The sequence below is a fragment of the Halomonas sp. N3-2A genome, from assembly GCF_002216165.1.
GTDB lineage: Bacteria > Pseudomonadota > Gammaproteobacteria > Pseudomonadales > Halomonadaceae > Vreelandella.
Genome location: NZ_CP022286.1, coordinates 1,626,446 through 1,651,909 on the forward strand (window position 1 = coordinate 1,626,446; position 25,464 = coordinate 1,651,909).

At 52.5% G+C, this 25,464-nt stretch carries 19 protein-coding genes, 1 tRNA gene and 1 other RNA gene; 15 read left to right on the plus strand and 6 right to left on the minus strand.

All coding sequences use genetic code 11. From position 1 onward, the window contains the following. The first annotated feature begins 22 nt into the window (after positions 1–22). The 3 genes from CEK60_RS07690 (at position 23) to CEK60_RS07700 (ending at position 2,806) form a co-directional block, all read left to right on the plus strand. Positions 23–481 (plus strand): universal stress protein, encoded by a 459-nt coding sequence (locus tag CEK60_RS07690; RefSeq protein WP_089038524.1) that lies wholly within the window; start codon positions 23–25, stop codon positions 479–481. 56 nt (positions 482–537) lie between these two features. Continuing rightward, the gene (locus CEK60_RS07695; RefSeq protein ID WP_089038525.1) at positions 538–2,031 is read left to right on the plus strand and encodes an MFS transporter; all 1,494 of its coding nucleotides are present in this window, start codon (positions 538–540) and stop codon (positions 2,029–2,031) included. A 208-nt stretch (positions 2,032–2,239) separates the two neighbouring features. Then, positions 2,240–2,806, plus strand: a complete 567-nt coding sequence (locus CEK60_RS07700; RefSeq protein ID WP_232471486.1) for a YIP1 family protein — start codon at positions 2,240–2,242, stop codon at positions 2,804–2,806. 83 nt (positions 2,807–2,889) lie between these two features. Here the strand turns inward: CEK60_RS07700 and CEK60_RS07705 are convergent, their stop codons facing one another. Together CEK60_RS07705 and CEK60_RS07710 are read right to left on the minus strand one after the other, a co-directional pair. Then, positions 2,890–3,321 carry a DUF488 domain-containing protein gene (locus CEK60_RS07705; RefSeq protein ID WP_089038527.1) on the minus strand — a complete coding sequence of 144 codons (432 nt, stop codon included), beginning with the start codon at positions 3,319–3,321 and terminating at the stop codon, positions 2,890–2,892. Between the two features lie 478 nt (positions 3,322–3,799). After that, a complete protein-coding gene (locus CEK60_RS07710; RefSeq protein ID WP_089038528.1) occupies positions 3,800–4,654 on the minus strand; it encodes an iron-siderophore ABC transporter substrate-binding protein in 855 nt (284 codons plus the stop codon). 254 nt (positions 4,655–4,908) lie between these two features. Here CEK60_RS07710 and CEK60_RS07715 point away from each other — a divergent pair, with 254 nt between their 5' ends. Beyond that, complete coding sequence (locus CEK60_RS07715; RefSeq protein ID WP_089038529.1) at positions 4,909–7,083, plus strand: TonB-dependent receptor; 2,175 nt, start codon at positions 4,909–4,911, stop codon at positions 7,081–7,083. A gap of 344 nt (positions 7,084–7,427) precedes the next feature. Here CEK60_RS07715 and ffs read toward each other — a convergent pair. From ffs to CEK60_RS07730, 3 genes are all read right to left on the minus strand, one after another. Further along, positions 7,428–7,524, minus strand: an RNA gene (gene ffs / locus CEK60_RS07720) — signal recognition particle sRNA small type. A gap of 55 nt (positions 7,525–7,579) precedes the next feature. Then, a tRNA-Met gene (locus CEK60_RS07725) sits at positions 7,580–7,656 on the minus strand. A 103-nt stretch (positions 7,657–7,759) separates the two neighbouring features. Next, a complete protein-coding gene (locus CEK60_RS07730) occupies positions 7,760–8,692 on the minus strand; it encodes a choline ABC transporter substrate-binding protein (RefSeq protein WP_089038530.1) in 933 nt (310 codons plus the stop codon). A 191-nt stretch (positions 8,693–8,883) separates the two neighbouring features. On the opposite strand from CEK60_RS07730, the gene betI reads away from it, so the two are divergent. The 11 genes from betI (at position 8,884) to CEK60_RS07785 (ending at position 23,812) form a co-directional block, all read left to right on the plus strand. Beyond that, positions 8,884–9,507 carry a transcriptional regulator BetI gene (gene betI, locus CEK60_RS07735; RefSeq protein WP_193059614.1) on the plus strand — a complete coding sequence of 208 codons (624 nt, stop codon included), beginning with the start codon at positions 8,884–8,886 and terminating at the stop codon, positions 9,505–9,507. Between the two features lie 10 nt (positions 9,508–9,517). Further along, positions 9,518–10,987, plus strand: a complete 1,470-nt coding sequence (betB, locus tag CEK60_RS07740) for a betaine-aldehyde dehydrogenase (RefSeq protein ID WP_089038531.1) — start codon at positions 9,518–9,520, stop codon at positions 10,985–10,987. Positions 10,988–11,086: 99 nt separating this feature from the next. After that, positions 11,087–12,763 carry a choline dehydrogenase gene (gene betA / locus CEK60_RS07745; RefSeq protein ID WP_089038532.1) on the plus strand — a complete coding sequence of 559 codons (1,677 nt, stop codon included), beginning with the start codon at positions 11,087–11,089 and terminating at the stop codon, positions 12,761–12,763. Between the two features lie 198 nt (positions 12,764–12,961). After that, entirely contained in the window at positions 12,962–15,448 is a 2,487-nt protein-coding gene (locus CEK60_RS07750) for an acyl-CoA dehydrogenase (RefSeq protein ID WP_089038533.1), read from the plus strand. Between the two features lie 444 nt (positions 15,449–15,892). Further along, on the plus strand, positions 15,893–16,990 hold the full coding sequence (locus tag CEK60_RS07755; protein WP_089038534.1) for an ABC transporter ATP-binding protein: 1,098 nt from the start codon (positions 15,893–15,895) through the stop codon (positions 16,988–16,990). Beyond that, positions 16,983–18,080 carry an ABC transporter ATP-binding protein gene (locus CEK60_RS07760; protein ID WP_089038535.1) on the plus strand — a complete coding sequence of 366 codons (1,098 nt, stop codon included), beginning with the start codon at positions 16,983–16,985 and terminating at the stop codon, positions 18,078–18,080. Before CEK60_RS07755 ends, CEK60_RS07760 begins: the two co-directional genes overlap by 8 nt. Continuing rightward, positions 18,077–18,964, plus strand: coding sequence for a carbohydrate ABC transporter permease (locus CEK60_RS07765; RefSeq protein WP_089038536.1), 888 nt, complete (start codon positions 18,077–18,079; stop codon positions 18,962–18,964). Before CEK60_RS07760 ends, CEK60_RS07765 begins: the two co-directional genes overlap by 4 nt. Before the next feature lies 1 nt (position 18,965). Beyond that, complete coding sequence (locus CEK60_RS07770; protein ID WP_038484944.1) at positions 18,966–19,862, plus strand: carbohydrate ABC transporter permease; 897 nt, start codon at positions 18,966–18,968, stop codon at positions 19,860–19,862. Between the two features lie 15 nt (positions 19,863–19,877). Further along, on the plus strand, positions 19,878–20,150 hold the full coding sequence (locus CEK60_RS07775; protein ID WP_038484947.1) for a DUF2160 domain-containing protein: 273 nt from the start codon (positions 19,878–19,880) through the stop codon (positions 20,148–20,150). A 94-nt stretch (positions 20,151–20,244) separates the two neighbouring features. Then, a complete protein-coding gene (locus CEK60_RS07780; RefSeq protein ID WP_089038537.1) occupies positions 20,245–21,984 on the plus strand; it encodes an ABC transporter substrate-binding protein in 1,740 nt (579 codons plus the stop codon). 169 nt (positions 21,985–22,153) lie between these two features. Beyond that, entirely contained in the window at positions 22,154–23,812 is a 1,659-nt protein-coding gene (locus tag CEK60_RS07785) for a glycerol-3-phosphate dehydrogenase/oxidase (protein WP_089038538.1), read from the plus strand. 75 nt (positions 23,813–23,887) lie between these two features. Here CEK60_RS07785 and glpK read toward each other — a convergent pair whose 3' ends face one another. Further along, positions 23,888–25,372 (minus strand): glycerol kinase GlpK, encoded by a 1,485-nt coding sequence (gene glpK, locus CEK60_RS07790; protein WP_089038539.1) that lies wholly within the window; start codon positions 25,370–25,372, stop codon positions 23,888–23,890. Positions 25,373–25,464: the final 92 nt, after the last annotated feature.

Sequence of the window (25,464 nt, forward strand, 5' to 3'; positions counted from 1 at the left end):
TACCCCACTGCGGGAGGACACCATGAAAATCATGATCGCCTATGACGGTTCGCGAAACGCCAAGCTGGCTCTTGCTCAGGTCGTCAATATGTTCCGCTGTAACCAACCTCTGCTGATACTGGTCGGCGTGGTGGAAAACCCACTCGACGCTACCGATAACAACGAGGTGCTGTTTCAGCAGGAGCACGATGAGGTTAAACAGCACCTTCAGGAGGGTATGGCGTTCGCTATCGGCGAGGGCTTCCAAGCCGAGCAGCTTCTTGCCGAGGGTGACGCACGCAAGATGCTGCTTCAGGCCACTCGCAAACTCTTGCCAGACCTACTAGTGATTGCCCGCCATAGCCATCAGCCGGACGGCGGCATCATCGCCAAGTCGTTGACTTATTTTGTTGATGAACTCGACTACATGACATTTGGCAGCGTCAGCTCGTTCCTAGCCCGGCGCGCCGAGTGTCCCTTATTGATCCTACCCAGCCCTTGAGTAGCCTCTCCCTCCCTTTGGCATAGACCACATTTGGGACACAGGACGATACGACCATGAAAGTTTCCGCTGTATTCAAGTTTCGCAGCCCCGAAATTCGGGCCTTGCACCTGACCTGGATTGCCTTCTTTATTACCTTTTACGTGTGGTTCAACATGGCGCCGCTCGCGTCGAGCATGCTCAAGAGCGTCGACTGGCTAACCACGGATGATCTCAAGCTGTTCGCCATCTGCAACGTCGCCTTAACGATTCCCGCGCGTATCATCGTTGGTATGGCACTGGATCGATTCGGCCCGCGACGGGTGTTCTCGGTGCTCATGGTCACTATGTCGCTACCGGCGCTGGCGTTTGCTTTCGGTAACAGCATGACGCAGCTACTAGTGGCACGCCTGGTACTGAGCTCGATTGGTGCCAGCTTCGTGGTCGGTATCCACATGACAGCGCTGTGGTTCAAGCCCAAGGACATCGGCTTCGCCGAAGGCTTCTACGCTGGCTGGGGTAACTTCGGCTCCGCCGTCGCGGCCATGTCGCTGCCGACCATCGCCCTAAGCATGTACGGCGGCGCCGATGGCTGGCGCTGGGCAATCGCCCAAAGCGCTATTGTTATGGCCGCTTACGGTGTTTACTACTGGTTCGCGATTACCGATGGCCCGGATGCCCAGGCTCACCGGAAACCACGCAAATCCGCTGCCATGGAAGTGAGTTCCTGGGGCGATATGATCAAGCTGATCATCTGGACGATCCCACTGGTCGGCGTACTCGCCATTCTAGTCTGGCGAATTCAATATATGGGCTATTTATCGGTTACGGGTGCCGTCATCGCTTATCTAGCCATTATCGCGATCGTCATCTATCAAATTGTCCAGATCTTAAGAGTCAACCTACCGATCCTGCGTAAGGGGGTACCGGAGGACGATAAGTACTCGTTCAACAGTGTGGCGGCGCTTAACAGCACCTATTTTGCCAACTTCGGCGCTGAACTGGCGGTGGTGTCGATGCTGCCCATGTTCTTTGAGGAGACTTGGGGCCTGAATGCTGCTACGGCTGGCCTGATTGCTGCATCATTCGCGTTCGTCAATCTGGTGGCGCGCCCCATGGGCGGCATGGTTTCCGACCGCATGGGCAACCGGCGTTTTGTAATGCTGTGCTACATGTTTGGCATTAGCGTTGGGTTCTTGCTGATGGCCATGCTCAATTCAAGTTGGCCGCTCATTCTGGCCATTGCGGTGACCATCGGCACCTCGATTTTCGTGCAAGGGGCCGAGGGAGCAACCTTCGGTATCATTCCCTCCATCAAGCGCCGCATCACTGGGCAGATATCCGGTATGGCCGGCGCTTACGGTAATGTTGGCGCGGTGGTTTACCTAACCATCTTTACGTTTGTCACTCCATCGCAGTTCTTCTACATCATCGCCACCGGCGCTTTCATCAGTTGGGTTATCTGCTTGGTGTGGCTCAAGGAGCCAGAAGGCGCTTTCGATGACGAGTACTACGTCTCTTCTGTTGATAGAGACATCGAAGAACAGGCTTTACAGAGTGCCAAGCACTAAACGTTAGAGTCATCTGTAGCACGGTACTGTTCGCGTCGATTGGATTCGGACAGTGCCTCTATTGTTCAGCAACTAACCGAAATGCCACACAGCACACTTAATTTTTTTAGTCATTTTCCCAACTCTGTTTACCACATACTCAACTATGGCTAACTCGCTAATTTAGAGCACCTAATCATTGAAATTACACTTCCAAGGGAGTCCTGAAGTGCGAGCACTCACTTTTCTCAAATTACCCTTCAACCATCGTGAAGGCTGGAAAGAGTTACAGACTTCCTGCCCCTCCATTCCTTTACTAGCGTGGCGGGTAGTTTTACCTATGTCGCTCTTGCCGCCAATACTGCTCTATTATGCGGGCAACCATTACGGCGATACATTTATGGTGGGCTTTGCTGACCGAGAGTGGCGTTTTATCACCTCCATTATTTTCCTTGCAGAGATAGTGAGTTTTTTTGTTATCGGGTGGGTAATCTACGCTGTAGTCAATGGAACTGAAGAGCTATCTATCAGCTATCAAGATGCCTATTTGCTTGCCGGGCTTGCACCACTGCCTTTATTTGCCTCGTCGTTGGCACTCCTGGTACCCAACTTATTTTTTAATGTCGTGATTATACTCAGCGGGCTGGGTATCTCTTGCAGCTTGATTTACCACGGTTTACAAGCACTCTGCACGCAGCAAGAAGTTGATGTTGCTACTATCTCAGCCACTTACACAATTATGGCTGCCAGTGCTCTGGGATGGGGTATTTTGTTTGCGGTTATCTGGGCTTATTAAGCGATTAACATTAGGTGCACTGGCCTACAGGGGCACTAAACCAGTCATCATCAAGCCCAATGATGACGCGTGAAGCAAACGGTCTAACGTTGAGAAGTGGGTAATGTGTGCGCCAGGCAGGGCGATGAGCAAAATTCACGATCACTCGCGTCTTCCTCTTCGAGCGCTGATAGCACCAGCTCTTTGATTACTGGAAGGTGGGAATCGTCAATTTGACGAGCGGCAGTGAGCAGGGTCACTCGCCCCGCGCGTGCGAATATCATTAAAGGCAGTAGCTTATCAGGGCACGCCTTCAGCTCACTGCTATAACGCTCAAGAAAGCGTGGTTTACTGATTTTTTGCTGACGATACTGACGGCATAGTTGAGATGCAGGAGCTATCTCCGGGTACCATTCATTCAGTGCAAGGAAGCTTGAAGACAGCCCGTTAGGGTATAACCGATCAACCAACACGCGAGTGCCGTCGTGATCCTCTATCGGCGCATATATGCGCTTAAGCGTTATTTCATATGACATCGATTACATACCTCTGCCAGGGTGCTCATGGCTTCAGCGAGTAACTTATATAAATAACAGCATAGCAGCGATGCTCGATTAATTAACTAAGAGAAAATTAGGTAGATAGCTTTTATCGATAGATAGCATTAAGCCATAACGAGTCTTTGAAACTGGAATAGAGCTTGTATGTCCTACTAGATAGCCAGTTCCCTAAGATATCCCTCAAAATGATCACGGAGCTTGTGAGATAGTATAGCGCTCAACCTCAGTCCAATAGGTAGACTGGTATCATCATCACACGGTAGCAGAATCAATTTATGGCACACTAGAACTAGCACGACAGAACTCAAATACGTATAGATACTGAGTGGAACAAACGTAACACCTCCTTCCGATTTCCTCTTGTGGGGTACATGCCCTGCCGTCGGCTAGCACTTTTACTGGCTATTCACCCCCAGGCGCCATCTCAGGAACAGCGCCCGTATAGCGACGTGCGTCAACGTCGTGGCTGAGACGCGAGCGCAGCAACCAACTCCCGAGCAAAGCGTTGCCCGGAAGGCAGCGCTCCAAAACTCCATGCTGGCGGTAAACGCAATAAATTGGCGTTTTTAACGCTGGGCAAATGTTGCCATAAACCACTTTTCGCCAATGCGTCTTCAACACCGGTTGGCACTGGGTCAACAATGACTAGGGTTGCCTCGGGGTAATCGTAGAGTGCTTCGATAGCTGATAGTGAAAATCCCCAGGCGTTGGTGGGCCGGTCCCAGGCATTGGTCAGATTAATTTGTTCAAGCACAGCGTTGTAGAGACTGTTATCACCAAAAACCCTTACATGACGGGCATCCATAAATTGTACCATCAGTAACGGTGGCGCATCGGGGTGCTGTTGGCGAAGCGTGTTCATCAACGTATGCGTTTCGCTGATTAACTGCGCTGCCTGCAGCCGGTGGCCGGTTAGCTCACCTAGCTGACGGGTAAGTGTTTGTATCTCTTGCCAGGTATGAGTACCAGGTGAATAGGGGGAAAACGACGTGACCGGGGCAATTCTCTCCAGACGCTCCGTCAGTCCAGCGAACATCGGCGAAATGAACGTTTGCGTCGGTGGCGATTGCGCCATGAGCTCGAGGTTGGGCTGTGATCGCAGACCAAGATCTTCAACGCCGTCGGGGATCCTTGGCTCCCCTACCCACTCATGGTAGCCATTTTGTTGGGCGGTACCGCTCAGCGGCGCGTCAATGGCCAGTAGCGTTTCGGCAATGGTCCAGTTGATGGTGGCCCACTGTGCGTGGGCATTCGACAAGGGCAACAAGCAAGCGGCTGATAAACAGCAGCGGGCCACGAAAGAGAGCATCGACCGATAACACATAGCAGCGAGAGCATCAGAAAGAAAATAGGCATCACATTTAGACGCCAATACCCTTTTTTTGCAAGGCGGGTACGGAAAAAATATCACCCGCAGATGCTAATACATCTCATTTTGTTTATCATGTAGGCCTATGCTTGAGGGGTGACCACGGCACGGCAGCCAAGCCCTCCGCTTTCTTACATCAGTTTCATAAAAACGTGGCGGCTCGGCGCTGCTGTAAAAATGATCGGATCGACACTATGTCTCTTGGGAACACTTTCAACACAGCGGCTAAGCGCCGCAAAGCTCAGCTGCTGCGCGCGCTAACACTGATCGCAATGGGTATCACGCCTGCGAGCGCCTGGGCGCAGACGAGCACTGCCAATCAGTCCTTGGATACCGTCACCGTCACGGGCTCCATGCCTACCTACGGAGATACACCACCGCCAGCCTTCGCCGGAGGCCAAATCGCGGCGGGTGGCCGCGTAGGGTTGATCGGTGAAAAGGACGCGATGGACGTGCCTTTCAACGTCATCAGCTATACCAGTGAGCTGATGGAGAACCAGCAATCCCAGACACTGGGCAATACGCTTCAGAACGATGCCTCGATATCGGTAGGACTGGGCTTCGGCATCTATGGCGAAGCGTACAAGGTACGCGGCTTTAACTTGGCCGGTGACGACGTGGCTTACGGCGGTCTATACGGCGTGCTGCCACGACAAATCATCAACAGCGACCTTGCTGAGCGCGTCGAAGTCTTCAAAGGCGCCAGCGCCTTTACGTCGGGCATACCTGTCGGCGGGAGCGGCGGAATCGGTGGCACCATCAACATCGAGCCCAAGCATGCCGGTGATGACCCGATGCTCAATCTATCCAGTGGTTACCGCTCCGATGGCTATGGCGAAGTGGGCGTCGATGCTAGCCAGCGGTATGGTGATCAGCAGCAATGGGGGGCACGGATAAGTGCCGTGCGCGGCCGTGGTGACACCGCCATTGATGGCGAAGCTCAGCGCGATACCTCCGTCGTCGTTGGGCTCGACTACCGTGGCGATCAAGGCCGAATACTGTTCGATGTCGGCCATCAAAAACTCACCCTTGATAGTGGCCGCTCAAGCGTTAATACCGGCGCGGCAACTCAGATACCCGCTGCGCCGGATTCATCGTTGAACTACACCCCCTCTTTCGGTGGGACTGAGCTAGAAACTAACTTCGGCATGGTCAGGGGCGAATATGACCTCACCAACACCTGGACCGCTTTCGCGGCCTTGGGGGGTAACCGCACGCTCGAAGGCATTGTGTCGGCGACTCCGCGCCTTACCAATGACGCGGGTAACGCCAGGGTCAATGACTTCGAAACCGATAACCACATTGACAACATTGCCAGCCAGGTGGGGCTCCGTGGCTACGTGCTGACCGGCCCGGTCAGCCATGACATCACCTTCGGCTACTCTAGCGCCTATCGCAAGTTCGACACCGACTGGAACTTCCTCGCGGCTGGCACGACCAACATCTACGATCCTGTCGATTTATCTCGCCCAGATGGCACGCCTTTCGTGGGCGGTAGTGTGACGCGCACGCGCTCCCAAGGGGGCACGCTGAGCGATACGCTTGGATTCATTGATGACCGGCTTTTACTGACACTGGGCGCACGTTATCAGGAACTTGAGATCGACGAACGCCCTAACGACGGTAGCAGCAATCGCTATGCCGATCGTCGGGTGACACCCGCCGTCGGCGCGGTGTTCAAGACCACTGACAATATCTCTCTTTACGCCAACTACGTCGAAGCATTGCAGAATGGCGGCACGGTCACCGATACCACAGCGGTGAACTTTGGTCAGCACTTGGGTATTGCCCATGCCGAGCAACACGAGGTAGGCGCTAAGTTCGACTACGGCCACCTAGGCGGTGGCATTAGCCTGTTCCAGATCGAGCTGCCCTCTGCAGCGGTCGTCGATGGCGTAGGCAGCCTGGATAACGAGCAGCGTAATCGCGGCTTGGAACTAAGCCTATACGGTGAGCCGATGACAGGAGTGCGCCTGTTCAGCAGTGCGACCTGGATAGATGCCGAACTTACCAAAACACAGGATGGCAATGAAGGTAATGTCGCCACGGGCGTTCCAGAGTATCGCTTTGTGTTCGGTGGCGAGTGGGATACCCCCTTCATTGAGCGTCTCACTGCCACTGGGCGTATCCTGCACACGGGCTCGCAGTACGCTGATGTGGCCAACGACTTGAAACTGGATTCCTGGACACGCCTCGATCTTGGCCTGCGCTACACCACACCGGTCGGTGGCGCTGACTGGATCTGGCGCGCAGGTATCGACAACATTACCGACGAAAATTACTGGTCAGGTGCTTCGACGTCCTTTGCGAATTATTTGATTCAAGGCGAACCGCGCACCTTCAAGCTTTCGGCGACCGTCGAGTTTTAAAAAAAGCATCCTCATTACCGTTACCATGAGGGTGCTTCCTATCAAGCGCCCTCACTGTTTGCGGCGGGGCAATAAAAGACTTAACTTGAGGGGAGTATTCAAGGTGGTAGCAGGCATCTAACTCTAGGGAAGACTCTACAGTATGAGCAGAGGCAGTTTTGAAGCTAGCAAATTTGTAGAGGTTCTTGACACGGGAGTGACGGAGTTTGCGCCTGTACATGACAACACCTCATTGAGTAGGTTTACTACAAAATCAGGTTATGTCACGAGAGACCGCAAATCATGTCATTTTGATCGGAATTTATGCCAAAACAGGCCGGAAACGGCACTAGAAATGGAGGCGGCCCCAAAAGCCACATCCCGGCACACGCAGCCACCACTACCGTTGCTCCCTTCCGGGCCTGGCGGGGTTTGCAGTTTAGCGTTGCGGGAGGACCTAAGGGGCCACCATAACGGTACACTCTGATATTTCTAAGTGAGTGTACTAATGCTGATGTGGTGGCTACGCCCTGATTTGAACAGGGGACCCCATCATTATGAGTGATGTGCTCTAACCAGCTGAGCTACGTAGCCTTTCCCTCATCAACGGGTGCAGATTATGCCTATCTTAACTATGAAAGGCAAGCCAAAAACGACCTGCCTTTCATTCAACTACCCTGTTAAGTGAATAGTGTGCTTATAAAGCTGCTTGGACTGCTGGCAGTGCTTCTTCGCCAGCTCGAGTAGTCACCCCTTCGAGCCATGCTGCTAGCACATCATCGTTTTCATTGAGGTAACTGCGTGCTGCCTCTCGCGGGTCTACCCCATCGTCCATAATGGCACTCATCAGTTGGTTTTCCATTTCCAGGGTGAATGTCATATTTTTTAGCAATTCACCGACATTAGGGCACGCTTCAACAAACCCCGCACGAGTATTGGTATGTACGGTTGCGCCCCCCAGGTTAGGGCCAAAATAGTCGCCAGCATCAGATAAATACGCCATATCAAAATTAGTATTCATTGGATGCGGTTCCCAACCCAAAAACACCATCCATTTTTCATTGGGTACCCTCGCGCGAAGCTCAGCCAGCATACCCGCCTCGCTCGAATCGATGACTTGCCAATCACCTAGCCCATAGGCGCTATCATCAATCATTTGCTCAATCAGCTCGTTACCATCATTGCCAGCTTCAATGCCGTGTAAACGCTGCTCAAACTGATCAGCATGCTCTGCCAGATCATTAACGGAGGTCACGCCCGCATCATAGACATATTGGGGCACTGCCAGGGTGTACTTAGCTCCCTCAAGGTTGACCGCTAAGCGCTCAACCTCGCCACGCTCCACATAGGGGTCGCTGATAGATGCCATCGATGGCATCCAGTTACCTAAAAAGACGTCAAAATCATTATTACTCATGCCCGCATAAGCAATCGGCACCGAGACAGTATCGACACGCGTTTCATAACCAAGTGCTTCCAGTACTTCACTAGCCAATGCTGTCGTTGCTGTAATATCAGTCCAACCCACTTCTGCAAAGCGAACACTACTACACTCATTAGCATAGGCAGCTGCCGGTAAACAGGCAGTCAGCAGTAATGTACTTAGGCTTCGTGTGTATTTCCGTTTCATGTTGATCTTCCCCATTATCGGTTTTATATGAACACGCCCTATACGCAACAGTCGTAGAGACGAGAAAACAACGCAGGCTTTTATTGATTGAACGTTCAATAAAAAAATGTCATCATACCCAGGTAATCATGCCTACTCCTGGTTTTCAAGGACAGGAGCCAATGGGCATTCAACGTCAGTAGGAGATAGCTGTGCCTAAGGTGGGAATGGAACCGATACGCCGCCAGCAGTTAATTAAGGCTACCATGGCGGCCATTGACGAAGTTGGTTTAGCAGAAGCAACCGTCATGCGAATTGCCCGTCATGCTGGCGTTTCGGCGGGCATTATTAGTCACTACTTTGGCGGCAAGGATGGCCTGCTGGAAGCAACGATGCGGCAGATCTTGACCGATCTTAGTGACGCCGTTGCAGCACGCCGCCGTGCGTTAGAAGACGACTCCCCCCGAGCTCATATTGGCGCCATCATCGAAGGTAACTTTGATCGCACCCAGGTGACCGGCCCTGCCGCCAAAACATGGCTCGCCTTTTGGGCTAGCAGCATGCATAAGCCCGTGCTTCAGCGGCTACAGAATGTTAACGACCGCCGTTTGTACGCCAATTTATGTCATCAATTCCAGCGCGTCATGCCCCGCGCAGACGCTCGTAATGCCGCCCGCGGGTTGGCTGCGATGATTGATGGTCTATGGCTGCGTGGTGCACTTACCCCAGAAGGGCTCGATGCCGCTGAAGCGCGACATCTTGCGCACACCTATCTCGACCAATTGCTTATTCATCATGGATGCCAACAACGTGCATCCACTGCAGATACACAGTAAGGAGACCAACATGGCCGCTCAAGATATTCAGCCACTTTATATTGATGGTCGTCCGGTAGACGCCACTTCAGGCGAGACATTTACCGTTTCAAACCCCTACGATGGCAGCCTCCTTGCCACGATTGGTCAGGCAAGCCAAGCTGATGTTGATAGCGCTGTAGAAGCCGCCCAACGCGGGCAGCGTCAATGGGCTTCGATGACGGGCATGGAGCGCTCACGTGTTCTGCTGCGCGCTGTTGCACTGTTAAGAGAACGAAACGATGAGCTTGCCGAGTTGGAAACTCAAAATACCGGCAAGCCTATTAGTGAAACCGCCAGTGTCGATATTGTGACGGGTGCCGATGCCCTGGAGTACTACGCTGGCCTTGCCCCCGCTATCGAAGGCAGCCAGATTCCGCTGCGTGATAGCTCCTTTGTGTATACCCGTCGCGAGCCACTCGGCGTCATTGGTGCCATTGGCGCCTGGAACTACCCCATTCAAATCGCCTGCTGGAAAGCCGCACCGGCGTTGGCAGCGGGCAACGCCATTGTATTTAAGCCTAGTGAAGTAACACCGCTAACCGCTATCAAACTGGCTGAAATTTTCACTGAGGCAGGCCTGCCTAACGGTGTTTTCAATGTCGTTCAAGGCGATGGCCGCGTTGGCGCGATGCTGACGGAGCACCCTGGTATCGCCAAGGTATCGTTTACTGGCGAAGTCGGCACGGGCAAAAAAGTGATGGCCGCTGCTGGTGGCTCTACGCTGAAAGACGTCACCATGGAACTAGGCGGTAAATCTCCGCTGATCGTGTTTGGCGATGCTGATTTAGATCGTGCCGCCGATGCCGCCATGATGGCCAACTTCTACTCCAGCGGCCAGATTTGCACTAACGGCACTCGCGTGTTCGTGGAGCGCAGCGTCAAAGACGCCTTTGAGGCGAAGCTGGCTGAACGTGTTCAGCGTATCAAAGCGGGCGACCCGATGGACCCCAGCGTTAACTTCGGCCCGCTAGTAAGCTTTGAGCATCAGCAAAAAGTGCTTTCCTATATTGCCCTGGGTAAAGAGCAAGGCGCGCGAGTATTGGCAGGCGGCGATGCGTGGAATAGCGGTGATTGGGCGAAGGGGGCTTGGGCTGCGCCCACCATCTTCACCGATTGCACTGACGATATGCGTATCGTAAGAGAAGAGATTTTTGGCCCAGTAATGTCCGTACTCGCCTTTGAAGACGAAGATGACGTTATTCGTCGCGCTAATGACACCAAATACGGTCTAGCGGCGGGTGTGTTTAGCGAAAGCTTAAACCGTGCTCACCGAGTTATTCACCAGTTGGAAGCCGGCATTTGCTGGATCAACACCTGGGGCGAGTCTCCTTCTGAGATGCCGGTAGGTGGTTACAAAGAGTCGGGCATTGGCCGTGAGAACGGCGTCGAGACGCTCAATCACTACACCCAGACCAAGTCCGTACAGATCGAGATGGGGCCGTTTGAGTCGGTGTTCTAATCGAAGTAATGGACGCTCTCGGTAGGTATATCGAAGAGAAGTATCTCTTTTATGCCTACCGGCTCATTACCCATCATTCGGCTCCTCCAAGGTAAAAGCATGTCTCAATCACGCGAATTTGATTACATCATTATCGGTGCAGGCTCGGCCGGCAATGTACTGGCTACCCGCCTCACCGAAGACAGTGACGTCAGCGTTTTGCTGCTTGAAGCAGGCGGCCCCGATTACCGTTTCGATTTTCGCACCCAAATGCCTGCCGCACTGGCCTACCCGCTACAAGGCAAACGCTACAACTGGGCATTTGAAACCGATCCCGAACCGTATATGGATGGCCGCCGTATGGAGTGTGGCCGAGGCAAAGGCCTGGGCGGCTCTTCACTGATCAATGGCATGTGCTATATCCGCGGCAACGCCTTGGATTACGATAACTGGGCCAAGCAACCCGGCTTGGAAGAGTGGGATTACCTCAGTTGCCTGCCCTATTTCAAAAAGTGCGAAACCCGCGATATTGGCCCTAATGATTACCACGGCGGCGACGGCCCGGTCAGCGTGACCACGCCGAAAGCTGGCAATAATCCGCTTTACCGCACGTTTATCGAAGCAGGGAAACAAGCGGGCTATCCAGAAACCGAGGACGTTAACGGCTACCAGCAAGAGGGCTTTGGCCCGATGGACCGTTTCGTCACGCCCAAGGGACGCCGTGCATCGACTGCACGCGGCTACCTGGACACTGCCAAGCAGCGCAGTAACCTGACCATTGAAACCCACGCAGTCACCGATGTGATTGAATTTGATGGCAAACGTGCCGTTGGCGTGCGTTACGAGCAGAAAGGTCAGCCACACAAGGCCCGCGCTCGCCGGGAAGTGCTGCTGTGTGGCGGTGCCATTGCCTCACCACAGATTCTTCAGCGCTCTGGCGTAGGCAACCCCGAATGGCTTCGGGAATTAGGCATTTCAGTCGTCCATGAGCTACCCGGCGTAGGCGAAAATCTCCAGGACCACCTTGAGATGTACATTCAGTACGAATGCAAAGAGCCTATTTCGCTGTATCCAGCGCTGAAATGGTACAACCAGCCAAAAATTGGTGCCGAGTGGTTATTTAAAGGTACTGGCGTTGGCGCCAGCAACCAGTTTGAATCCTGCGGTTTTATTCGTAGCAATGATGAGGAAGAGTGGCCAAACCTGCAGTACCACTTCCTGCCCATCGCGATCAGTTACAACGGTAAAAGCGCCGTCCAGGCACATGGCTTCCAGGCCCACGTTGGCTCGATGCGCTCGGAAAGCCGTGGACGAATTCGCTTAACCTCGAAAGACCCACACGCGGCACCCAGCATCTTGTTTAACTACATGGCCAAAGAGAAAGATTGGCAAGAGTTCCGCGATGCGATTCGCTTAACCCGCGACATCATCGCGCAACCAGCGTTTGATAAGTACCGCGGCCGTGAAATTTCACCTGGCCCTAGCGTACAAAGTGATGAAGAACTCGATAACTTCGTCAAGCAACACGCTGAAACGGCTTATCACCCGTGTGGCAGTTGCCGCATGGGCGAAGGCGAGATGGCAGTGACCGATAGCCAAGGCCGCGTACATGGGCTCGAAGGCCTGCGCGTCGTCGATGCCTCGCTGTTCCCGGTGATCCCTACCGGCAACCTAAACGCGCCTACTATTATGCTGGCGGAGAAAATTGCTGACCGCATCCGTGGACGTGAACCTTTGCCACGTTCCAAGGTGGATTATTACGTCGCTCACGGCGCACCCGCGAAACAGGCTTCGTAGCGCACTCACACCTGCATGCAACACGCTAAACGCCATGGCCACTCGCCATGGCGTTTTTTTATGGCCTATTTACGCTACAGTAAAGAGACTATAGCGAATGTATAAGAGTGAAATGCTTGCACTGATATAGGTGACTCTGACAATATTCAAACATACGTTTAAATACGTCCACAATTAACCACCCACGGAGAAACATCCATGCTCACCTTACTACTCATTGTGCTTGCCGTTGCAGGCTTGCTCGTGGTGATGCGCCGCGAAGCAGGCGCTACGCCAGCACTCGCCCTGCTTGGCGTACTGGGCTTAGTAGGCTTAGTGCTTGGCGCAAGCGTTATTGGCACGCTGCTATTGATTGCGGCCGCCGCCGTTGCAATTGCTGGTCTACCCGTATTACGCAGCAAGTGGCTGACGCCGCGCATTTTCGCCACCTTCAAAAAGGTAGCGCCGAAAGTGTCCGATACGGAGCGCACGGCATTAGAAGCGGGCAGCGTCTCCTGGGATGGCGAGCTCTTCTCTGGCAAACCTCAATGGGAGTCGTTACTTAACTATAAAGACAACGGCCTGAGCGAGGCAGAACAAGCGTTTCTGGATAATCAGTGTTCGAAAGCAGCTGGCATGTGTAACGCCTGGGATATCGCCCAAGAACGCGCTGACCTCCCCCAACAACTGTGGGATTATCTAAAGAAAGAAGGCTTCTTCGGCATGATTATTCCGAAGGAGTACGGCGGCCTCGGATTCTCAGCTAAGGCACAGTCCATGGTGCTGCAGAAGCTCTCCGCTAATGAGACGCTGATGGTCACCGTTGGCGTACCGAACTCACTTGGCCCAGGCGAACTGCTGCTTAAATACGGCACTCAACAACAGAAAGATCACTACTTGCCGCGCCTTGCTGATGGCCGCGAAATCCCCTGCTTCGGCCTAACCGGCCCGCGTGCTGGCTCTGATGCCACGTCGCTACCGGATACAGGCGTTGTCTGTAAGCAAGTTATCAATGGCGAAGAAGTGCTTGGCTTACGCCTTAACTTCGAAAAACGCTGGATTACCCTGGCTCCCATCGCCACCGTGGTAGGCCTAGCCTTCCGTCTTTTCGATCCAGAAAAATTGCTCGGTGACGAAGAAGACCGCGGTATTACCCTTGCACTCGTTCCCCGGGATACTCAGGGCATGGATATCGGTCGCCGTCACCACCCTATCGGCAGCCCGTTTATGAACGGCCCGATTAAAGGTAACGACGTATTTGTGCCGCTGGATACCATTATTGGCGGCCCAGACATGATCGGCCAAGGCTGGCGCATGCTGGTCGAGTGCCTCTCGATTGGTCGCTGCATTACCTTACCTTCTGGTGCGACCGGCACCGCCCGCTACGCGCTAGGCTGGAGCGGTGGTTTTACCCGCGTACGTCGTCAGTTCAACGTACCCGTCGCTGAAATGGAAGGCGTACAGGAGCCGTTAGCACGCATGGCCTCGCTGGCTTACATCTCTGCTGCTACGGTTTACCAGACCGCCAACCTGATCGACCATGGCGAAAAACCCGCTGTTCCTTCAGCCATCTTGAAGAGCCAATTGACCGAGTTCCAGCGCGTGCTGCTTAGTGACGCAATGGATGTTCACGGCGGTAAAGCCGTTACCCTTGGTCCACGCAACTACCTAGGCATTGGCTACAGTGCTAACCCGGTGGCAATCACCGTGGAAGGCGCCAACATTATGACCCGCAACCTGATGATCTTTGGTCAAGGTGCGATTCGCTGCCATCCCTATGTACTGGACGAGCTAGCCGCTAAAGATGCCAACGACGTTAAAGCCTTCGACAAAGCCTTCTTTGGCCACGCAGGGCTAATTTTCGGCAATGCTGCCCGTGCCTTTACGCTTGGGTTTGGCTTGGGCAAAGCAAATGTCCCCTTTAGTGGCCCTGCGGCTACTTACGCCCAGGATATTGCACGCATTTCAGCAGGCTTTGGCCTATGTGCCGACGCCGCCATGGCCAGCCTTGGCTCTGAACTCAAGAAGCGCGAAATGCTGTCAGCACGCTTGGGTGATGTTCTGTCCAATCTGTATCTAGCTTCCATGGTACTGAAACAGTGGCACACCGGTGACCAAGTCGAGGGTGAAGAAGCGCTGCTACACTATAGCTTGCGGTTCTTACTGAACCGTGCCGAACAGGCGTTCGTTGAAATTTTCGATAACCTACCGAACCGCGCGTTAGGCAAGGCACTGAAAGTTATCATAATGCCGACCGGCCGCCGTTGGAATAAACCGCATGACGACTTGGCTCGCGATATCGCACAGCGCGTATCCACACATAGCGCCCTGCGTAGCAAGCTACTTTCCAATACATGGGATAAAGATGATGGCGCAGAGTCTAACCCGCTTGCGCGCTACAACGCGCTGCTGGTGGATTATGACCGTGCCGAAACCCTCTACCGCACGGTGAACAAAGCCTATGCCAAAGGTGAGCTGCCACAAACGGCACTACATCCTGAAGCACGCATTGAAGCCGCACTGGACAAAGGGATTATCACAGAAGACGACGCACAGTTTATGCGCACTTTCGAGGCAGAGGTACTCGAGATGCTGACGGTTGATGATTTCGCCTATGACGCGTTTGCTAATGATAAATCGACGTTGATTAATCACAATGCAGCGCCTGTGGCCACGCCGCAGCAAGCAGAAACCAGCGTTAAGTAGTCCTTTCTCGCTTTAACTAGCGATCCTAACCGGCCTCTCCAGGCCGGTTTTTTTACGTATATTTTCAAAAACGAAACAAACGAACATTCGCTTATCTCACTCAGCGGCTGCTTTCCTTCTCTAAACGCCTCGTTTTTATGCCAATTTCTCACCAAAGCAACCGTTATGCAGTACTCTCCACCGCTGGAGAAGCGACGATATACGCCTAAAAGCGAATACAAACCGCTACAAAAGTCGTTGCAAGTTCGCAAATGATCAACTAGCCTTTCGTTATTGAAAATAAAGTGAATGGAAGTCCGCTTGATGGTTGGCTGACAATAACGTGCAAACAGCCAAGGCTAACATCTCGAATAAGCGTGTATTGCTTCACTTTCATCAATAGCGATCAACGCAAGACCTCTACCAATAACATTTATCTATAACAATGACGTTAGCGAGATCGGCATGTCCTTACATCTGCAAAATATCGACCACATCGTCGGTGGTGAATCCCATATCAGTGGGGTGAACCTCGAGCTGGAGCCGGGTTCTTTCAATGTGCTGCTAGGGCGAACCCTGGCAGGTAAAACAACGCTCATGCGATTAATGGCGGGTTTGGAGCAACCTACCCGGGGGCGAATCTACATGGATGGCAAGGATGTCACGGGCGTATCCGTCCGCAAGCGCAATGTCTCCATGGTGTATCAGCAATTCATCAATTACCCAAGCCTTAACGTTTACGACAATATCGCGTCACCACTTAAACTGGCTAAGGCATCCAAGCAGGAAATCGACAAGCGTGTGCGCGAAACTGCCGCCATGCTGGGGATTGACCACTTGCTGGACCGCTTGCCGCTTGAGCTTTCTGGTGGGCAACAGCAGCGTACCGCCATGGGCCGCGCTTTGGTTAAGGATGCGGACCTGATCCTGTTTGATGAACCGCTGGTCAATCTTGACTACAAACTGCGTGAAGCGTTGCGCGATGAACTTCGCGGGCTATTCAAGGCGCGAAACTGCATTGCCGTTTATGCCACCACCGAGCCCAACGAAGCGCTAGCGTTAGGCGGTAACACTGCCGTATTGCATGAAGGCAAGCTGCTGCAATATGGCCCAACCGAGCAAATTTATCGCGAGCCTAACGGCATCCTAAGCGCTGAGATGTTTTCAGAACCGCCGATCAATATTGTGCCTGGGCATCTTACTGCCAATGAAATCACCTTCGACCAGGATATCCATTTCCCCTGCGATGTGGCGCTACGCAACCTACCCGCGGGAGCATACCGATTTGGAGTCCGTGCCTCTCACGTCAGCCTACAGCCGAATGCAGCAGATGATCTAGAGCTTGAAGTTGAAGTTGAAGTGGCTGAAATCAGCGGTTCGGAAACTTTCCTCCACGTGCGGCACAACTTATTTTCTTTAGTACTCCATTTGCTTGGTATTCATACCCCTAAAGTCAATCAGCGCATAAAGATCTACTTCCCTACCCACAAGCTGTTTGTCTTCGATCAGCAGGGTTCTATTGTTCATACGCCGGAAACACGGGGAGTGAATCAGCATGGCTGAGATCATACTAAAGGCTCTCGCGCATACTTATAGCGCTAACCCGAAATCACCTGAAGATTACGCGATTCGCCAGATGGAACATATCTGGCACCAAGGCGGCGCTTATGCCCTGCTGGGGCCATCGGGGTGTGGCAAATCTACCCTGCTGAACATTATTTCCGGACTGCTCGAACCTTCTGAAGGGGATGTGCTGTTTGATGGCCAGCGAGTTAACGAGTTGCCGCCTGAGGAACGTAACATCGCTCAGGTTTTTCAGTTCCCGGTGATCTACGACACCATGACGGTGTTTGATAACCTCGCCTTTCCATTGCGTAACATCAACATTCCAGGCCATCGCATCACGCCAAAGGTAGAGGAAGTCGCCGAGATTCTGGAGTTAACCCCACTGCTAAAGCGTAAAGCCAAAGGGCTGACCGCCGACGAGAAGCAGAAGGTTTCAATGGGGCGCGGCTTAGTGCGCGATGATGTCTCGGCAATTCTGTTTGATGAGCCGTTAACGGTTATCGACCCACAGCTCAAGTGGAAATTACGCCGCAAGCTGAAGGAGATTCACCAGCGCTTCAATATCACCATGATTTACGTCACCCATGACCAGCTGGAAGCGGCAACTTTTGCCGACAAAATCGCTGTGATGTATGAAGGTCAGGTGGTTCAGTTCGGCACTCCTCAAGAGCTCTTTGAAACCCCCGCGCATACCTTTGTTGGCTATTTCATTGGCAGTCCCGGCATGAACATTCTGGATGTACGCCACCATGCGGGGGAAGTCATCTTTGCTGATATACCGCTCCCCTTACCGCAGGCGTTTGTTGACGCCATTGCCAATACCAAAAGTTCGAATATAAAAATCGGCATTCGCCCCGAGTTTGTAACCGTGCATGCCAGCAAACGTGAAGGTGCCCTGCCCGCTCGTAAACGGCAGGTGCAAGATCTAGGCACCTACTCAATTGTTACCTTTGAGTTGGGTGGTCAGGCGTTCAAGGCACGCTTGCCGGAAGGTCACCCTGAATTCGGAGACGATATTTATCTCACCTTCGACCACGATCAGTTAGGGCTGTTTGTGGACGAATACCGGGTGGAGGTTACCTCATGAATAATAAAGTCTATAACAACCGCGCTTGGCTATTAGTTCTACCAATGTTAGTGCTCGTGGCGTTTTCCGCCATTATCCCCTTGATGACAGTGGTCAACTACTCGGTACAGGACGTGCTAGGCCCCAACGCTAGCTTCTTTACCGGCACCGAGTGGTTTCGCACTATGCTCAACGACTCGGAGCTGCAAGCTGCATTTGGTCGGCAGATACTGTTTTCATTGATTATTCTGGCTATTCAGATCCCACTGGGAATAGGAATAGCGCTGATTATGCCAAAACAGGGCTGGCAGGCGTCCGCCGTACTAATTCTGATTACCCTGCCCCTGCTAATTCCTTGGAACGTCGTTGGCAGTATCTGGCAGATCTTTACCCGTGGCGATATTGGGTTAATGGGCTGGGGGCTGCGCGAGCTGGGTATTAATTACAATATTACCCGTAATGCCGGTGACGCCTGGGCGACCATTATTTTAATGGATGTTTGGCACTGGACACCGCTTGTCGCAATGCTCTGCTATAGCGGGCTGCGCTCTATTCCTGAAGCCTACTATCAAGCGGCAAGAATTGACCGTGCTTCTAAGTGGGCAGTGTTTCGCTATATTCAGCTACCGAAGCTAACTAACGTTCTGGTTATCGCCGTACTGCTGCGCTTCATGCACTCCTTCATGATCTACGCCGAGCCCTTTGTGTTAACCGGCGGAGGACCTGGCAGTTCAACTACATTCCTAACCCAATCGCTTGCCACCATGGCTATCGGCCAGCAAGATCTGGGGCCTTCTGCCGCCTTCTCGATCATCTACTTCCTCGTCATTCTGCTAGTCAGCTGGGTGTTCTATACCACCATCATGCATCTGCAGAAAGACAAGAATTCACAGGGAGGCGTGTAAGATGTCTTACCAACTTGAAAACACCCAGCAGGGTGAAAAATACAACACTATTTTCAGTAAGGTGCCAGCAGCTGAGCGACGCAAGCGCCACTCACGCTCTCGGCTGAGAAAGCGGCTTCTGCTTGGCACCTATATCGTGCTGCTGATACTGCCCCTTTATTGGCTGCTCAATATGTCGCTGCAGACTAACAGCGAGATCCTCGGGTCGATGACGCTGTGGCCACAGAATCTGACCTTTGACAACTACATCGGCATCTTCACTAACCCAAGCTGGTACATGGGGTACGTCAACTCCATCATGTATGTGGTGATGAATATGGTCATCACCATGTTAGTGGCACTTCCGGCCGCCTATGCCTTCAGCCGTTACAAGTTCATCGGTGATAAGCACCTGTTCTTCTGGCTATTAACCAACTTGATGGCGCCACCCGCAGTATTTTTGCTGCCCTACTTCCAGCTTTATTACTCGGTCGGCTTATTCGATACGCACATCGCCGTAGCGCTAGCTCACTGCCTATTCAATATTCCGCTGGCCATCTGGATTCTGGAAGGCTTTATGAGCAGCGTGCCTAAGGAAATCGACGAAACCGCCTATATCGACGGCTACAGCTTTCCCAAGTTCTTCATCAAGATCTTCATTCCCATGATCAGTTCTGGCATTGGCGTGGTGCTTTTCTTCCTATTCATGTTTTCGTGGGTTGAACTGCTGCTGGCACGCACACTGACGTCTACAGACGCTCAGCCAATCGGCATGATCATGACCAGGACCTCGACGGCATCAGGTATCGACTGGGGCACCCTCGCGGCCGCCGGTATGTTGACCATTGTTCCCGGCATTCTGGTGGTTTACTTCGTACGCAACCATATCGCCAAGGGCTTTGCCCTGGGCCGCACCTGAGTAGGAGGAAACCTTATGTCCTGGATGGTATGGACTTTACCGACGGCTATTTTCTTTTCTTCCATTGCGGCCATGCTCGCTGGCATGACGATCTGGGAACTACGCTCGCCAAGCATTGAAAGAAAGGGATTTTTACCCATTAGCACCACCCGCGGTGATCGGCTGTTTATCGGCTTGCTGTCTGCCGCGTTTATTCACTTGGGCTTCATTGGGTTCACGTCGCTTTCAATTTGGATTGCACTAGCACTTTCAGCGGTATGGCTGCTGGTGTTAATGCGCTGGGGTTAGCCAATCAGCAATTCCAGGAAAACCCTGGCGTTAAGTACGGCAGTATCAAGGACGCTCAAGAGATCAGGGAAGAGCACAACAAAACGAGGTCAACATGCGCAACAACAAGTTCAAACTTACTACCCTCGCCGCCAGCCTCATGCTCGCATCGGGGACACTGATGGCCGACGATCACGACGCGCGGGCAATCGCGGAGCGCTTGGTCGACGAACACTTCCAAAACTCTACCTTGAGTCGTGAAGAGCAAATCGAAGAACTGCTTTGGTTTGCAAAAGCAGCTGAGCCTTTCCGCGGTATGGATATTCAAACTGTCGCAGAAGGCTTGACCACTCACGTCTATGAAAGTGAAGTGCTGGCAGAAGCATTCAGTGAGTTAACCGGTATCAACCTTACTCACAATATTATCGGCGAAGGCGACGTCGTTGATACGATGCAAAATCAGATGCAGTCAGGTAACAGCATCTACGACGGTTTTGTTAATGACACCGACGCTATCGGCACGCACATTCGTTACGGCACCACCATCAACCTCACCGAGGCGATGGAAAACGAATGGGCTGACTACACACTTCCAACGCTGGACCTAGACGACTTCATTGGCTTGCAGTACGGCACTGGCCCCGATGGCAGCCTATACCAACTACCCACTCAGCAGTTCGCCAACCTTTACTGGTTCCGTTATGACTGGTTCCAGCGCGAAGACCTACAGGAGCAGTTCCGTGAGATTTACGGCTACGACCTAGGCGTGCCCACCAACTGGACGGCTTATCAAGATATTGCCGAGTTCTTTACCAAACATGTTGGTGAAATCGACGGCACTACCGTCTATGGCCACATGGACTACGGCCGTCGTGACCCGTCGCTTGGCTGGCGCTTCCACGACTCCTGGCTCTCAATGGCCGGTATGGGTAGCCCGGGCGTACCATCAGGTAATCCAGTCGATGACTGGGGCATTCGCGTTAACGAAGATAGTCAGCCGGTAGGTGCCAGCGTTAGTCGTGGCGGTGCGACCAACTCGCCAGCGTCTGTCTTTGCCATGCAAAAAGCCGTTGATTGGCTACGTGACTTCGCACCGCCTGAAGCACAGGGCATGACCTTTGGTGAAGCGGGTCCTGTGCCTGCTCAAGGTCATATTGCTCAGCAAATTTTCTGGTACACCGCCTTCACAGCAGACATGACCGATCCTGCCGTGGCTGTGACCGACGATGAAGGCAACCCACTTTGGCGCATGGCACCTTCCCCTACCGGCCCTTACTGGGAAGAAGGCATGAAAGTGGGTTATCAGGATGTAGGTGCATGGACGTTCTTTGACTCCACACCCGAAGACCGTCGAACCGCTGCTTGGCTATTTGCCCAGTTCACGGTAGCCAAAACGACCTCTCTTGAAAAACTGATAGCTGGTCTAACGCCGATTCGTGAATCTGACATTTTCTCTGAACAGATGACCGAAATGGCACCTAAGCTTGGTGGTTTGGTTGAGTTCTACCGCAGCCCCAACGAATCCAACTGGACGCCTACGGGCACCAACGTACCTGATTATCCGCGTATGGCTCCGCTATGGTGGCAAAACCTAGCACCGGTAATGAGTGGCGAAGTTACCCCTCAAGAGGGCTTGGATAAGCTGGCGGCAGATATGGATAACACCATGTACCGCTTAGCTCGCGCGAACGTCTTCGATAGCTACGCCCCTGCGCTTAACGAAGAGCGCGACCCGCAATACTGGCTGGATCAAGAAGGCTCTCCTAAGCAAAAGCTTGATGATGAAATGCCGCAAGGAACGACCGTTCCTTACGATGAAATGATGGAAGCCTGGATGGAAGCGGGTACCCGCTAATCCAGTTGGGGCGGGCTTCGGCCCGCCCTATTAAGGCTCAAAAACTAGGTTTCATCAGCGGCGAGCAAATAACAGCAGGGCTCGCTGGTCTACATAGGCTTATTGCTTTGTTGTCATGTTGAAACCGCTACCTAAACACGGGGCTTTTTCTTTGTTAATTGGAACCGCTATGAAACTGCGTAACCGGAATATCGAGAAATTGCACACTGACGACTTTGACGCACTAATCATCGGTGGCGGCATTAACGGCGCAGCAACGGCAGCCGCGCTTGCAGGCAAAGGCGCTAAAGTCGCCTTAATAGACCGCGGTGATTTTGCGGGAAGCACCAGTATGCACTCCTCCAACTTAGTTTGGGGAGGCATTAAGTATATGGAAAGCAAGGATTTCGCATTAGTACGCAAACTGTGCAAAAGCCGTAATCACTTGATTAAAAGTTACCCTTCTACCGTTCAGGAAATTCGCTTTCTGACTACCATCAGTAAAGGTTTCCGCCATTCACCCTGGTATTTGTGGGCAGGCACCTGGCTCTACTGGCTAATGGGAAACGGGTTTACTAAGCTGCCCCGCTTATTGTCTCCCAAGAACATTAAGCAAGAAGAACCCATTATTGATATCGAAGGCTCAGTCGGTGGGTTTGAATACTCAGATGCCTACTTACACGATAATGATGCCCGATTTGTATTTAACTTTGTTCGCCATTCGCTTAACTATGGGGCAATTGCAGCCAATTATGTTGAGTCGCTTGGTGCTGAACGTGAAGGCCAGCACTGGGTAACGAAAGCGCGCAATGTCATGGATGGCAGCACATTCAATATCCGTTCCAAAGTATTAATTAATGCGGCTGGCCCCTGGGTAGACCAGCACAACGCACTTACCGGCGAGAAAACCACCCATCAACATCTTTACTCAAAAGGCATTCATCTGATCGTTCCGCAATTGACGGAAACGAAACGGGTACTGGCGTTTTTTGCCGACGATGGACGACTGTTTTTTGTCATTCCCATGGGGAATCGCACCTGCATCGGCACGACTGATACGCATATGGAACATCCAGAGGTGGATGTCACCGCTGAAGATATTGAGTTTGTATTGGAAAATATCAATAAGCGCCTAACGTTAGAAAAGCCGCTTACCCAAGACGATATTATTTCAACACGCTGCGGTGTTCGGCCCCTGGCTATCAAAGCAGACCAGGGTGACGGCGATCGCGATTTTCTCCAGCTGTCGCGTAAACATGTCATCGATACCAATGCGGATAGCGCCCACATTAGTATTTTTGGGGGTAAATTAACCGACTGCTTGAATGTAGGTGATGAAATCGCAGAAGAAGTGGTCCGCCTAGGTGTCAATCTCAGCGATATCAACTATCGCTGGTACGGTGAGCCACCAGAGCCTGTCAAACAGCAGTTTATGGACCAAGCTAAACGGATGAATCTAGATGCGATGACTGCACCAACGTCGACCGAGCCGCTCTCTTCCCGGCTGTGGCGGCGTTATGCAGAACAGGCCATGCAAATGCTAGAGAAAATCCGTCAGGATCCTGCGGAAGCCGATATTCTCATTGAAGGTACCGAATATATTCGCTGCGAACTAGAGCATGCCCGAGACCACGAAATGATTACGCAGTTGGAGGACTTCCTGCGCCGAAGAGCCAAAGTGTCACTGGTTGTTCACCATGAACAGCTGCGCCACTCTAAGGGGCTGAAAGAAGCTTGTCGTGTCCTCTTCGGAGACCAAGCGGAAGAACGCTTTGCTACCTACTTTGCTGAAAATCGTGACACCTCACAGCCTTTCGTTGCACAAGCAGAGCCACAGAACACTCACTGATTAACCATCAACAACATTAAAAAGCCGCTATCATCGATAGCGGCTTTTGCCTATTGAAGTAGCCAATAACGGTTGTTAATTACAACGCACGCGATTCACGGCATCTAGCCAACCCTGGTACAACGCCTCCCGAGTCGATTCTGGCATTTTAGGTGTAAAGCTCTTTTCGCAACGCCAGAGTTGCTCAATTTCTTCAAGCGTGTCATACCAACCCAAACGCAAGCCTGCCAAATAAGCAGCTCCAAGCGCTGTCGTTTCAAGAATAGTCGGTCTATCCACCTGGACATCGAGCATATCGGCTAAAAACTGCATCACCCAGCTGTTTTTCACCATGCCACCATCGACACGTAGGTTACCAGGCGTGGCTTCCATATCGTCGTTCATACAGTGCTGAAGATCACGGGTCTGGTAACACACCGCCTGGAGCCCCGCCGCAACGATTTCGGCAATACCGGTATCCCGAGTGAGGCCAAAAATTGCCCCTCGCGCTTTAGGGTCCCAATGGGGCGCACCCAAGCCAGTAAAGGCCGGCACCAAGTAAACGCTATGTCCGCTGCGGGTTTCTTTAGCAAGCGCTTCTGTCTCTGACGCATCCGCAAACAGGTTCAACCCATCGCGTAGCCACTGCACAGTCGCCCCAGCAACGAAAATACTGCCCTCCATCGCATAGGTCGGCTTGCCATTAATTCGGTAACCAATGGTGGTTAGCAGACGATTTCGTGATACCGAGGGTGTATCCCCGGTGTTAACGATCATAAAACACCCGGTGCCATAGGTGCTTTTACCCATTCCTGGCTGAAAGCACGCTTGACCTACTAGCGCAGCCTGCTGATCCCCTGCTACACCCGCAATAGGGATAGCCGCCCCTAACCAATCTGCGTCAGTGGTGCCAAAATCATCGCTGGAATCTTTTACCTCGGGCAGCATGTTGGCAGGAACGTCAAACAACGCTAACAGCTCATCGTCCCATGTTTGATTATGGATATTAAAAATGGCTGTTCGCGATGCGTTGGTGGCATCAGTGACGTGTTGCTTGCCATTCGTTAATCGCCAAATCAAAAAGGTATCGATAGTGCCAAAGAGTAGCTCACCGCGCTGCGCACGCTCGCGGGCTCCTGCTACATTATCGAGTATCCAGGCGAGCTTGGTGGCAGAGAAATAGGGATCTATTAAGAGGCCTGTTTTCGCTTGTACTGCCTCTGTATGCCCTTGGTCACGGAGTGTTTGACAAAGTTCAGAGGTACGCCGATCCTGCCAGACAATCGCATTATAGAGCGGCTTACCCGTCTCTCTATCCCACACCACCGTGGTTTCACGTTGGTTAGTAATGCCAATTCCATCAATCTGCTCTGGCGAAATATTCGCCTTTTCTAATACCTCACGACAGGTGGCGAGGACAGTCTCCCATATATTTTCGGGATCATGCTCTATCCACCCATCTTGAGGGAAGTGCTGAGGAAATTCCTGTTGGGCAACCGCCTCTATTTGGCCTTGGCGGTCAAATAAAATGGCGCGCGAGCTGGTCGTACCTTGATCGATGGCGAGAATAAAGGAGGACATATCACGTTCACTTTGTTGTAGGTTCTTTCGGTTTTGTGTGTTTTGTTTCGCTTTATTATCATCCAAGGCTACTCTAGCCGCCCCAAATGCTC